This is a genomic window from Staphylococcus sp. B1(2026) (assembly GCF_058895785.1).
Genome location: NZ_JBZXTS010000004.1, coordinates 15,437 through 28,667, shown reverse-complemented (window position 1 = coordinate 28,667; position 13,231 = coordinate 15,437). Strand labels below are relative to the sequence as shown.

15 protein-coding genes are annotated in these 13,231 nt (G+C 30.4%); 2 read left to right on the top strand and 13 right to left on the bottom strand.

Going from position 1 to position 13,231, the window contains the following annotated elements; genetic code table 11:
• Positions 1–3: 3 nt before the first annotated feature.
• Complete coding sequence (mnmA, locus tag AC5EAH_RS01520) at positions 4–1,134, bottom strand: tRNA 2-thiouridine(34) synthase MnmA (RefSeq protein WP_493493028.1); 1,131 nt, start codon at positions 1,132–1,134, stop codon at positions 4–6.
• Between the two features lie 334 nt (positions 1,135–1,468).
• Here mnmA and AC5EAH_RS01515 point away from each other — a divergent pair, with 334 nt between their 5' ends.
• Positions 1,469–3,832, top strand: a complete 2,364-nt coding sequence (locus tag AC5EAH_RS01515; RefSeq protein WP_493492982.1) for a bifunctional 2',3'-cyclic-nucleotide 2'-phosphodiesterase/3'-nucleotidase — start codon at positions 1,469–1,471, stop codon at positions 3,830–3,832.
• 112 nt (positions 3,833–3,944) lie between these two features.
• Here the strand turns inward: AC5EAH_RS01515 and AC5EAH_RS01510 are convergent, their stop codons facing one another.
• A complete protein-coding gene (locus AC5EAH_RS01510) occupies positions 3,945–4,823 on the bottom strand; it encodes a hypothetical protein (RefSeq protein ID WP_493492981.1) in 879 nt (292 codons plus the stop codon).
• A gap of 308 nt (positions 4,824–5,131) precedes the next feature.
• Positions 5,132–5,338: a helix-turn-helix domain-containing protein gene (locus tag AC5EAH_RS01505; RefSeq protein ID WP_493492980.1), complete on the bottom strand. Its 207-nt coding sequence runs from the start codon at positions 5,336–5,338 to the stop codon at positions 5,132–5,134.
• Between the two features lie 574 nt (positions 5,339–5,912).
• Between AC5EAH_RS01505 and AC5EAH_RS01500 the strand changes: the two genes are divergently transcribed.
• Entirely contained in the window at positions 5,913–6,026 is a 114-nt protein-coding gene (locus AC5EAH_RS01500) for a putative holin-like toxin (protein ID WP_493492979.1), read from the top strand.
• Between the two features lie 401 nt (positions 6,027–6,427).
• Here the strand turns inward: AC5EAH_RS01500 and AC5EAH_RS01495 are convergent, their stop codons facing one another.
• The 10 genes from AC5EAH_RS01495 to AC5EAH_RS01450 form a co-directional block, all read right to left on the bottom strand.
• Positions 6,428–7,303 (bottom strand): hypothetical protein, encoded by an 876-nt coding sequence (locus tag AC5EAH_RS01495; RefSeq protein ID WP_493492978.1) that lies wholly within the window; start codon positions 7,301–7,303, stop codon positions 6,428–6,430.
• A gap of 417 nt (positions 7,304–7,720) precedes the next feature.
• Positions 7,721–8,134, bottom strand: coding sequence for a type II toxin-antitoxin system HicB family antitoxin (locus AC5EAH_RS01490; protein WP_493492977.1), 414 nt, complete (start codon positions 8,132–8,134; stop codon positions 7,721–7,723).
• A gap of 88 nt (positions 8,135–8,222) precedes the next feature.
• Positions 8,223–8,411, bottom strand: coding sequence for a type II toxin-antitoxin system HicA family toxin (locus AC5EAH_RS01485; RefSeq protein ID WP_493492976.1), 189 nt, complete (start codon positions 8,409–8,411; stop codon positions 8,223–8,225).
• Positions 8,412–9,022: 611 nt separating this feature from the next.
• On the bottom strand, positions 9,023–9,385 hold the full coding sequence (locus tag AC5EAH_RS01480) for a hypothetical protein (RefSeq protein WP_493492975.1): 363 nt from the start codon (positions 9,383–9,385) through the stop codon (positions 9,023–9,025).
• An 11-nt stretch (positions 9,386–9,396) separates the two neighbouring features.
• A complete protein-coding gene (locus AC5EAH_RS01475) occupies positions 9,397–9,708 on the bottom strand; it encodes a hypothetical protein (protein WP_493492974.1) in 312 nt (103 codons plus the stop codon).
• Positions 9,709–9,726: 18 nt separating this feature from the next.
• A complete protein-coding gene (locus AC5EAH_RS01470; RefSeq protein ID WP_493492973.1) occupies positions 9,727–10,521 on the bottom strand; it encodes a Rha family transcriptional regulator in 795 nt (264 codons plus the stop codon).
• 129 nt (positions 10,522–10,650) lie between these two features.
• On the bottom strand, positions 10,651–11,550 hold the full coding sequence (locus AC5EAH_RS01465; RefSeq protein WP_493492972.1) for an ATP-binding protein: 900 nt from the start codon (positions 11,548–11,550) through the stop codon (positions 10,651–10,653).
• Positions 11,551–11,560: 10 nt separating this feature from the next.
• Positions 11,561–12,430, bottom strand: a complete 870-nt coding sequence (locus tag AC5EAH_RS01460) for a phage replisome organizer N-terminal domain-containing protein (protein WP_493492971.1) — start codon at positions 12,428–12,430, stop codon at positions 11,561–11,563.
• Positions 12,403–12,717, bottom strand: coding sequence for a hypothetical protein (locus tag AC5EAH_RS01455; RefSeq protein ID WP_493492970.1), 315 nt, complete (start codon positions 12,715–12,717; stop codon positions 12,403–12,405). Before AC5EAH_RS01455 ends, AC5EAH_RS01460 begins: the two co-directional genes overlap by 28 nt.
• 6 nt (positions 12,718–12,723) lie before the next feature.
• Entirely contained in the window at positions 12,724–13,209 is a 486-nt protein-coding gene (locus AC5EAH_RS01450; RefSeq protein ID WP_493492969.1) for a hypothetical protein, read from the bottom strand.
• Positions 13,210–13,231 lie beyond the last annotated feature (22 nt).

Genomic DNA, 13,231 nt, shown 5'->3' with positions numbered 1-13,231 from the left:
TCATTAACCTACATAATCTAAAATTCGATTATTTTTATAAACTTTATCAATAGTAGCACCGCCTAGACAAATATCACCATCATAAAATACAACTGCTTGTCCTGGTGTCACTGCACGTACTGGCTCAGAAAAAATAACACGAACTTCATCATCTGATAAAATTTCTACTCTAACTGTTGTATCTGGTTGGCGATATCTAAATTTAGCTGTACAAGTAAATTGTTGTGCAACTGGATTAACAAAAGACACTTTATTTGCTACTAGCATATCAGAATATAATTTTTCATGGTGAAATCCTTGACCTACATATAATACATTAGTTTTTAGATTTTTACCTAGTACAAACCAAGGTTCACCTTCTCCACCTATACCCAAACCATGTCTTTGACCTATTGTATAGTACATTAAACCGTCATGTTGACCGACATGGTTACCATCAAATGTCATCATTTTTCCTGGTTGTGCAGGTAAATACTCACTTAAAAAAGTTTTAAAATCACGTTCACCAATAAAACAAATACCTGTTGAATCTTTTTTCTTAGCTGTAGCAAGTTGTGCTTCAGCTGCAATTTTACGTACTTCTGATTTTTCTAAATGACCTAAAGGAAATAGTACATGTTGTAATTGTTCTTGAGATAATTGATTTAAAAAATATGTCTGATCTTTATTATTATCATTACCTCTTAATAAAACAACTTGTCCTTCTTCTGTGCGTTTAACCTGTGCATAATGTCCAGTAGCAACATAGTCTGCACCTAATTTAAAAGCATAATCAAGAAAAGCTTTAAATTTAATTTCTTTATTACACATAACATCTGGATTTGGTGTACGGCCCGCACGATATTCTTCTAAGAAATACGTAAATACTTTATCCCAATATTGCTTTTCAAAATTTACTGAATAATAAGGGATATCTAATTGATCACATACAGCTTTAACATCATTATAATCTTCTGTAGCTGTACAAAAACCATTATCATCTGTATCATCCCAATTTTTCATAAAAATCCCAACAACTTCATATCCTTGTTGTTTTAATAAATAAGCTGTAACCGAAGAATCAACACCACCACTCATACCAACAACAACTCTTTTATTTGTCATTTTTTCGTCCCTTTCTTCATTGAAATATATGAGTTGATTATAGACTAAAAATAATAAACATGCAATGTACAATGCTTTTAAAGTAATACCCGAATTGTATAGCTCTCATTTCATTACTTTAACACTATAAATAAACATCTATTATTATTTTAAATGTTTATCATAGTTCTATTCTCTTTCTAACACTAATCATCCGTTAAACAAGCGTTTTCAATAATTTTTCAATGTTATTTTATTCATTTGTATATTTTTTCATCTTTTTCCATTTGAATATATAACCAAAAATTCGTATTTACTCTTTTTATTTAATACTATTTGATATATAATACACATGTACAATATTTTCAACTAAAAGGAGTTTATTATGCAATCATCTCGTAAATTTATTTTATCATGTACATTAACAGGAAGCTTACTTATTGTTGGTAGTTCAGCATTTGCTGCTGAAGAAACATCTGAGGTTACTTCTTCCCCTACACCAACTGTAGAAACAACAGTTGATGATAGTGAATTAGATGTAAGAATTTTGTCTACAACAGACTTACATACTAATTTAGTAAACTATGATTATTATCAAGACCAGCCTTCTGAAAAATTAGGTTTAGCAAAAACAGCCGTTTTAATTAAAGAAGCTAAAGAAGAAAATAGCAATACATTACTTGTTGATAATGGTGATACTATCCAAGGAACACCTTTAGGCACTTATAAAGCTATTGTTGACCCCGTTGAAGCTGGTGAAAATCATCCAATGTATAAAGCATTAGAATCTTTGGATTACGATGCTGCTACATTAGGGAATCATGAATTCAACTACGGCTTAGAATTTTTAGATACTGTCATTTCTGGAACAAAATTACCTATTGTCAATGCAAATGTCATCGATGAAACTACTGGCACTTATCGTTATACACCTTATAAAATTCTAAATAAAACGTATAAAGATAATCATGATCAAGACGTCGAACTAAAAATAGGGATTACTGGTATTGTACCACCTCAAATCATGACATGGGATAAAGCTCACTTAGAGGGTAAAGTACATGTAGAAGACAGTGTTGAAGCAGTAACTAAAATGGTACCTGTATTACGTCAAGAAGGTGCAGATTTAGTTGTCGTATTATCACATTCTGGTATTGGTGATAATAAATACGAAAAAGGAGAAGAAAATGTCGGCTATCAAATCGCTAATATACCTGGTGTAGATGCTGTTATTACTGGACATTCTCATGCAGAATTTCCAAGTAGAGATGGAAAAGGTATTTACGAAAAAATTGAAGGTGTTGACGGTACTAAAGGTCAAATTTTAGGTACACCTGTTGTAATGGCTGGTAAATATGGCGACAATTTAGGAATTATTGATTTAAAACTGAAAAAAGATAGTCATAAGAAATGGAAAGTAAGCGATAGTAAAGGATTTTTACGTAGAATTGATGATAAATCAACTACTGTAGATACAAATATCGTTGCTGATGCTAAAGTACCTCATGAAAATACAATTAATTATGTACGTCAAGAAGTAGGAACAACAACGGATGATATTACAAGTTACTTCGCTTTAGTGAAAGATAATCCCTCAGTGCAAATTGTTAACAACGCTCAAATTTGGTATGCTAAAAAAGAATTAGCTGGTACGCCAGAAGGTAATTTACCAATTTTATCTGCAGCTGCACCTTTTAAAGCAGGTGCACGTGGAGATGCCACTAGTTTCACAGATATTGCTAAAGGTAGTATTGCTATTAAAAATGTTGCTGATTTATATTTATATGATAATGTTACAGCTATCGTAAAAGTGAATGGTCAACAACTAAAAGAATGGTTAGAAATGTCAGCTGGTCAATTTAAACAAATCGATCCATCTATCACAGATGCTCAAGATTTAATCAATACATCATATAGAACATATAATTTTGACGTTATTGATGGTATTACATATAAAATAGATATTACACAACCAAATAAATATGATTATAATGCAAAATTAGTCAATGAACAGGCTAGTCGTATTAAAGACTTACAATATCAAGGTAAGGATATTAAACCAGATCAAGAATTTATTGTTGTAACTAACAACTATAGAGCTTTTGGAACATTTCCAGGTGTTAAAGACGCTAGTTTCAAACGTTTACTAAATTTAGAAAACAGACAAGCAATTATTAACTATATTACACAAGAAAAAGTAATTAACCCAAGTGCAGATAATAACTGGACATTTGCTGACACAATTAAAGGATTAAATCTTACTTTTGGTACAGCTGAAAAAGCAAAATCATTAATCCATAGTGATGATATTGTATTTGATAAAACTGGAGAAAATGGTTTTGGTATTTTCAAATATGTTTATCAAGCCCCTAAAATGATAACTGAAGTAATAACTAAACCACAAATCAATACAACTGTTAAATTCAAGGATCATCTTCAAAATCAAACAACAATCACTAAAGAATCAACATCAATTGAAACAGCTAAAAGCACTACAACAATGTCACAACAAACTAAATCGATTTCACCTGTTGTTGTAAAACATACTATTAATGTAGCAAATAAAACTACTCCACAAGCAGCAAGTATGCCAAAAACAATGAATGCAACACAGTTACAAGAAAAACATTTAACAAACAATAAAACATTACCTAAAACTGGTCAATCATCACATCAAAGTTCATTATTAGGTGGTTTATTATTAACTGTATTAGCATTATTTAAAATCAGAAAAAATACTAATATCTAAAATTAATAAAGGGGCTGGGAAAAAACTAGCCTATAAATAAAAAAGTCCCGAAAAGATTGAAAAAAATCTTTTCGGGATATTTATATTCTCGTATAATAAAAGTAACTAAAAATCATTTTATACTATTTATAATCAACTTGTTCACATCTTTCGATAAATCAATGTCGATACCTAAAAGTACATAATTATAATAAGCTTCTATACCATTTACAAATTCCTCTATACTATAATGTTTTATATATTTAGGATAGTAACAATTAAATAAATTAACTGTAATAAACTGAGCAATCTCTATTAAATGTGGCTTATCTTTTTCAATATAATTTAAAATTTGTTGATTAACTTGATAAACTTCACTTAATTGAATAGCAGGTAATTCACTAGGTTTTACAATATATATCATTTGATTTCTTCGATAAACAATAGATTCTGCATCTCCAACCTGTTGTAAATATAGTAACCCCCATGTTATGATGACATCATTATGACAATCTTCAATAATTCTTCTTACACTATAGACATAAAAACTACTATGTGACTGTAATATTTTTTCTAATAGTATTAACTGTTCATCTTGATCAAAATTATTAAAATTTGCTAATTGTTCGCTATATAGTTTTTGTTGTGCATCAACAGCTCGTTGAATTTTTGATAATAATAATTGCCATTGGTAATTTGCTGTAACTGTTTGATGATAATAAATTGCTAAAGCAACTTCAGGTTGATTTAATTCAAGATAACATTCTAAATAAATCAAACTAGCTTGTGGATATTTAAATGATATGTCTTGTTCTAATTGCTCGGCTTCTTCAATGATACGTTCAAAATTTTTTTGATCAAAATCAAATTGCCATTTATTTGCCAATAATTCATCTGTTAATTGATATTTTTCAATATATTGTTGCCAATATTTTTCTAATAACGACTCATTTTCTTTAGTCAAAGCATTGTAAATATGTTGTATTAATTCTTGCGCTTCATATTGGTGCAATATAATATCCTCTCTTTCTATTTATTTTAGTATAAGTATTTTATTATCAAAATTCAAGATAATTACTATGACTTTACTATTGTTAACAATTCTTTTATGCTATAATACACTCTATTGATTTTCCGTTTTTTCACATATTTTCTTATGTCCTTTATATCTCTTGTGCCCCAACGTATACAGCATTATTAATAAAGTCTATCCACATCATGAAATAACACTATTTTGCTAGATTTTGCTAGAAACTTGCTATAAAAAGACGATAATCAATTACTTAGGTTATCGTCTTTAATTATATATTTTTTACATTCTTAACGCTTAGCTTGACGAGTATTGATATAATCTATCACATCACTTTTTAAAAATAATGTTTCACTTCTATATTTTTTTACTGGAACCAATCGCCCACTTTTAACTAATGCCGACACATATTGACGATTACACTCTATCAGTTCGCTAGCTTCTTGTGTATTGATGACATTATCTTGTATCAGTTGGATCAATTTCTTTCTATTCATGACGGTTTAACCACCTTTCAAGAATAATATTAATCAATGATATGATAATAATAGCTATGCTTCCCCATTTAATAAAAGAGTTATGACTATCTAACCAATACAGATAGATACCCATTAATAAAGTTGTGTAAGTACTGATATTTTTTAAAATATTTCTCATTATGTTTAAGATATGCTATAATCTAAAATTGTAAGAGGGGAAATTCCCCTACTTACTTCGTGTTGGACTGCTTTGCCTTTGGCTTAGCGGTCTTTTTATTTTGCACCTTGTCCACTATATCAATAAAGTTCTTGACGATAGTCGTACTCGCTGCAATTATGCCAATGACTATTGCTGTGTCTTTTAGCATATCTTTAATACCTCCTTTCTATACTTTTATTATACCATATAAGTATACAACCGTCTATATAAATATTAAAAAAAGAAGCGGTATAGCCTTTTATTTTTAATTTATTTAATATATAATATCATCAGTGAGAAGTTAAAAAGACGGTGGCTAATCTTTAGCTTGGGGGTGGTCGATATGGAGTATCAAACCATTATCAGCATTCTAAAGAAAGGAGTAGCCTTTTAGTGTCAGTCTATGAAGCTTTAACGCTAATGCTTGGCTTTGGTTCGTTTATCTTAACGTTAATCATTGTCATCGTTACGTTAATCAATCATCATGACAAAGACAATAAAAAATAACCGTCTGTAACTTTGGCATAGTTAACGGTTATTTCATACCAATAATTTAAGCCACCGTCTTAAACGGCTCACTTTAGGGGACAGTTGACGCTGTTCCCTTTTACATTTTTATCATAACTGATTGTTTAAAATTATGCAATAAAAAAAGCAAAATATTATGGATAATATTATGTATTTTGTATTAAATATTTTATTGAATAAAAAAGTACCTAGCATATAGCTAGATACTTTCGATTAATGCCTATTTTTGATTAAGAAAAGTCACAAAAATCTTTATAATTAAGTATGATTTAATTTTATCATACCTTGATACAACTGACAATACCCTATTTTATCAAAGATTTTTTAAAACGGAAAACATACACGGAAAAGACCACACCGCAGTGGGAACTTAATCAACATTAACATGTAAGAGTGGGGGCTAGTTCTTGATATAACCACTTACCTACTCGCACATATTCCGCATTGTTGTATTGCTGTTTGTTGAATTCTATCCCCTTAGCTACCGCTTCATCAGATAACAACGCTCTCGCTTTCTCCTGGTCAATCTCATCAAAGACATTGTAATAAGCTAACTCGCAAGCCACTTCATCACGGCCAATATAAAGGTTGTAGACATACTCATCACAAAATTGCTTTAATTTAGCACACAAGCCTTTGTATGCCTGTTCTATGAGTAAATACTCATGTGATTGTTTAAGTTGTTCTATGGCTTTTTTACGTAAGTTTTTGTCATGCTCTTTCTTCAAGAATGTAATACGATTGTTCACACGTCTCTGAATATTGCTATCTAGTCCATCTAATTCAATGGCTTGTAATTCTTCTAGCGTCTTTGTTTTGATTTCTCGTACTAGAGTGCTGTTATCTATCGTTAGATCGTTATCTTGTGGACGTTCTGGCACTTCTATATGAATATCTTTGAATACTTTTGCTATTGTGTCATTGATTGCTTGATGACTGCATAACGTAACTTCAAACACTTCAAGATAATTCTTAAAATAATATTTAATCATATGCTGTTCAGAAGCCGTAAATTGCCACGTATTCGCTTTATAGTGCTTTGCGATTATTTCATCACGCTTAATCTGTTTATAGCTATCTGCGAGTAATATGACCGCCTTATCAATTCTTAACGATGTTGTATAAATATCATCTATACCATTGAACATTGTATGACTAGTACACTGATGTATAATATCTTCCCTATCTAGCAAATAATTATGGTATCGTACTAATGCTTGAACTAATCGCTTTAAATCTATTTTTAACAGTGGCATACGCTCGCCCCCTATGATATAATTAAGATAAATTAATAAACATAATAAAATTTAATCGTTATCTTTATATCTAGTGCACTGCTCAAGTAGTGGACTTTTTTTATTTGTCCTGGTTAAATATAACCAATCTGCCTAGCTGTTTGTTCAAGAATATCACGCTTTAACCTGTGTACTTGCCTTACTGATAAATCTAAATTACTAGCCACATCTTCAATCTGATACATATTATAATCATTATCCCAATACAGCATATCTATTGTACATATTTCACATTATCGTTGTTCATTCTTCCACCTCATATGGTATAATTTAATTAAGGTTTTGGGAGCGTATGCTCTCTTTTTTTATTATATCACTTACTTTTTGATAGTTGAAATAAAAAAAGACACAACACTTATGTGCTATGCCTTTAAAATGTTATACGTTTAATTGTTTCCTTAGTGCTTCTTGTAATACTTGGCTAAAGTTAATTTTTTCTTTTTTGCCTAATTCCAGCAACCATTTAGGTAACGTCACAGACTTCGTTATCGCCTTATTTTGTTCTTTATCACGTATCAAAGCAGTATCTACGTTGATTGATACTATTCTATCATCATTTGATTTCAGATACTCAAATAATTGTTTGTACGCTGTTGGTTGTGGTAGCTCTTTGCCTTTATCTTCGTACATGATTGTATAAATTTCCAATACTTCACGAGCATTATATAGAGCTTCTTCATAATCATCTGCAAATGTGTGTGCACCTTGAAAATCTGGGAATGTAATTATATAGCCATGGTCTTCATTGCTGTAATTTAAAACAGCGTTGTATGTGTATTTTTGTCCTGTCATGGTACTGCCTCCTAACCATTTAACTTATTCTCGATAGTATAAACGCCTTATATAAACATAAATAATGATAACTATTAACAGTACAGGACTACTTAAGCCCTATACTTTTTAAAATGCTAGTTAATATACCTGGTTTATAGTCTTTCTGTTTTGGCAATGGTACCGTTACAAGTCTACCGTCTTCATGTTCCCAAACTTCATGGCTTCCCTTACCAAAATCAGTTTTATAAAAACCTTGTTGTTTAAGTAATTTAACTAAATCTCTTTTTGTTACCATTAGCTATGTCCTTTCTTTTATATATCTTCATTGTACATTTGTTAATAACATATGTCAATACATATATTAAGTTGATTGATAAAATTAAAAGAAGCGGAATAACCGCTTCGTAAGTAGTATTTTTTCTAGCTTCGTTCTAGCTTCAACAACTGCATTTCTCTTTGTTCATTCTTTGTTCAATGAGTTTTTATCTTAAGTTTTATTAAGTTTTTATGTTAGGTTTTGTAAGGTTTTTATCTGAGGTTTTTTGAGGTATCTTGCCAACAATTCTATATATTTTTATTCCTATATTTTCCAACATTTCAGAGTAATGAACTTAGCACTCACATTTTCCAACAAATTATATTTATTCCCGTATTTTCCAGTATTCCATGCCAACATTTGCCAACAATTTAGTATAAAGAACATTCAAAGTAACATGATGCTAAAACGTAAGTTCAGTTTATTCATTTCATGTTTTTTCATGTTATTAATTCAATTTTCTTGATTTTCTATATTAAAGCTAAGTAATAAATTTCAACGATTTCACTACTTAGCTAATTAACTTTATTGATCTATCTCATATTTTTCTTGGTTTTTATCACTTAAAAAATGTAAACAAATGTCAACATCTAGCTTCTGTAAGTTGTGACCTTATCCATTAACATTTCTATTGTTCTGATGACTTGAAGAATAGTAAAGCAACCATATTTCAAAGGAAATGGCTTGCTAAGCTCTAAACTTTCAGCACCTAACAACCTTATTTGAAATGCTCTATTACTGTTTATATCATGTCCAGTATATGCTAATTCAATATATGCGTGATACTCGTTATGTATCTGGATATACACAATATCATTATGTATTCTATCCACTTGATACGCTTTTTTTAAAATTAAATGATATAAATCAAGCCACTTTCTTGCATCTTGTTGACGTTCTATTTTCTTAACATCTTGTTCTAGTTTTGCTAATCTTTTTATATCTCTTGTCATTGTTCTAATCCTCAACATTTTTCAACATTCTTCAAAATACTATCAATCTTCTTAATAACATTGGCGATATTATCAAATGAATATTCTTCGTTACGATCACGTTTAATATATATCATTCTAAATCTATTACGTGCATTGAGTGAGTTCTTGAAGATGACCATAATACTTTCAAAATGTTCGCTAGGTACTGCAATAGCTATTTTGTTATGATACACACTATAAACATCATAGTGCTTTAACAATATATCTTTTAAATCTCTAAACTTCTTTTTATCAAACTTACAATCTGAATACTTCGCACTTCTTAACGTTTTATTTGTCATAACCTTATGCCTCCAGTCTTATGCCAACAATCTCATTGTACGCTTAACTTGTTGCGGTTTATTATAATTTCTAAGCACTGCTAAAATATAAGGAATTACTACCTTTCCTCTTTCGTGACAGTAGTAAACAACTTCATCAAAATAATGAACACCCTCACGCTTTATAAACTCTCTCATCTCTAGCATGTCATCAATACGATATTGTTTTTCTTGTATGCCATAATATAACAACAATGCAAAAGCTATAAAAATATATTTATCATCTTCAACATTATCAAGTTGAAGATACGGCTCTTCGTATGCTTTCAACTCGTTATATCTTGCTAAAGCTCTGCGTTTATAGTCTAGTCTGTCAATTTCTTCGTAATCTGAATGTATTGGTTTTTGTTTCTCTTTTTCATCTATACGACTGATATACCGCTTCATCTTGTTAAATTCGTCAATGTAGGCTAATTTTAACATCATGGCTTTTTCTCCAGTGTAACTCATAGCAAGTAACATAAAACCGTCCTTGTTCATGTAATAGATTGTTTTTTGTCTATTTCTTGCATCTGTATACGTGTCTAAAAAGTAATAATCTTCAAAATTGTTTTTTAGTGTAAAATGCATTTTCTCAGATTTGAGCTTACCGTTTTTAATCGGCTCAGATTTGAGCTCATCTATTTTGATAAAGTTATTTTTAACTTTATTAAAATTTTCTTTTATCTTTTCAATATCTCTAAGTATATTTTTATGTTTCTTCTCAAACACTTTTGCAACCTGTAAACTACTAACGACGATTTCATCATCTCTAACTATAATATTTAAGTTCATTTTTCCACTCTCCATTTCAACGCTTTAAATTCAATTTTAAGGCTATGTAATTACAACGTGATACATTTATCATATTTTTAAATACATAGCCTTATCCGTTTGATTTCATCTTAATTTTGGCTATTCCAGTTAAAAAGTAATCTGCCTTAAATCTTTTCCTGTGAATTTTAATATCTTCACTTGTTTTTTTGTATTATCTACCATACGGCTAAATATTTTATTTTTTTGAGGTGTGTCTGTCATCTCTGCACTTGTGTTATTTGTCGTATATATCGTTGCTCGTCCTTGTCTATTGTCAACGATCGTAAACAACCTGTTAAATTGTGCTTGTGATAACTGTAACGATAAATCAATATCATCAAAGATTAATATATCTACTTCTTTCGCTTGCTCTAGTTTTTGCTCGAACTCTTTTCTTTTTTCATTATCAAAGCTAGATGATGTGTAAGTAATCAAATCATGAAAGCTAATGAATAAAGCACTGTTTACTGCTCTACGTGTAATTAATTCTTTAACTGTCAGTACACTTAGATGCGTTTTCCCAAGTCCACTAGCACCAGTCATAACTATATTTGACGGCTTACTAATATCAAACGTTGTTATATAGTCGTTTAATTCATCACGTTGTAACTTCTGTTCTTGTTTAACTAACATTGTGATACGTTCAACATCTTTGTATTTGTGTGGTAACGAATTAACAAACGGTTGCCTTACTTGTGCCATACTACGTTGTTCCTGGTTTTGTTTAACTTGTTCTTTGAAGATACAATCGCAATCATCAGTTTTATAACTACCGTCTTCTAGCAATCGCACTGCATAAGATTTTCCACACTTTTCACATTGTACCCTTGTCATATCAGTTATTTTGTTTATCGGTCGTCTTATATTGTTCTCTTGTTTTTGATACTCTACCGCTTCTAATTCGTCACCCTTTTGCTTAGCAATTAACATATTAGCGATAGCTTCATTGCGTGCTTTAGCTTCTGCAGGTGTTAAGTTATCATCTTTGATGTTATTTAATATATTCACTTGTTACCTCCTAAAATCTTAGATGTTCGGGTACATCAGGCTCATACGCAACCACTTGCTTACTCTTAGCTTGTTGTTTACTTTCCCACAACCTTATTGCGTCTTCACGTGTCTTTATTTTGTTTGCTAGTAACTGCTTCAAGATTGTTTCAGTATATCCAAAGTTGTGAGCATTAAACATTGCTGTACGTTCTAATGCCATATATACCAATTCACTACTTAAGTCATTGCTCCACTGTATTATTTTTTGTGTAACTATTGAGTTCATTTGTCCTATATCTGATTGATATAACTCAAATGATTTTTTTAAATAATCGTCATCATCATCTTTCTTTTTTTCTTGGCTCTCTATACTATCTATATGTACTATATTAGATGATGATGATTTTATATCTTTATCTATATCTATTTCTTTATCTATATCTATTTCTTTATCTATATATCGTAACATTTTTGTACAATGTAACGTTTCAGTGTTACATTGTAACGCTTCTTTGTTACTTTGTAACATTTGTTTTCTTTCTCTATGCTTCCTAACCCTTGCAGCTGTTGATGTTTCTTGTCCTGTCATAACTTTAGCTTGTGTTAGTTCATACTCGTCTTGTTCAACGATTTTTATTAATCCTTTTTTTTCTAAAAATGAAAGTGTAATATTTATATTTTCTATGTTTTCATCTAAATCTAGTGATAATTCTTCCGCTAAATTATCACAAGTTCCCTCAAAGTATAATCTCCCTTGATTTTCTAAACTAAGTAATAACATTTTTAAATAAATAATAGTAAATGTATCCCCTCCACTTACACGCCTTAACAATTTAATCTCTTTGCTATTAAAAAAATTGCTCTCCAATTTTAGCCAATAATATCGTTTCGCTGCCATAAATTTTGTCGTTCCTCCAATCTTGATGTATATAATTCTCTTTGTTGTTCTAGTGTAGTCAAAACTACTCCGTTATCATGTACAACAACATAAGCTTTACTCATTAACCAAGTCATATCATCATTCTTTGAACCTATTAGTCGCATAACAGTTCTGGGGTTAGAAATAAAACCATCATCATCCGCATATAAATTCAAATAAATATATAGCACTTTTGCACTATCTGACAAATCCATAAAACTATCTTGTTCTAGTATTGACTTGCTTAACATTCTTCTTTCTGCCATATCTCCCTACCCCCTAAACATGTCAAACTTTGCAAGTCTACCGTATCTAGCAATCAAGTACTGTTCAAAGTTCTTAATGTGGTAGATCTCAATATCAAATACTTGTGGAAAGATAATGTTATCAATCTCTTGCTTTTTGATTTCTCTGATTAAAATATCAATTTTAGAAGCGGATAGATTGAATAACTTCTCAAGTGCTTCTTTATCTGCATATGTATATTGCTTCAAGTAGTGGTATTTCGTCTTAGATTGGGTCAAATAAGCCATAAAACCCTTAACGTTGACGATAATAGTCTTATGTCCAATTTCAAGCACATAATCGCTATACGCACTGTTTTTCATATCTTTAACTAGCGTTCTAACTGCAGTGTTGCCGACATCAAATAATTTAGACAACGTACTATAATTAGCGTAAATTGGTATAATTGCTATTTCTTCATTTGTAATAACATTGTTTAGATTTGGGTCAACTGGTAATGGTATAGTGTTCATTCTCTATTCTCCTTTTTGTCTT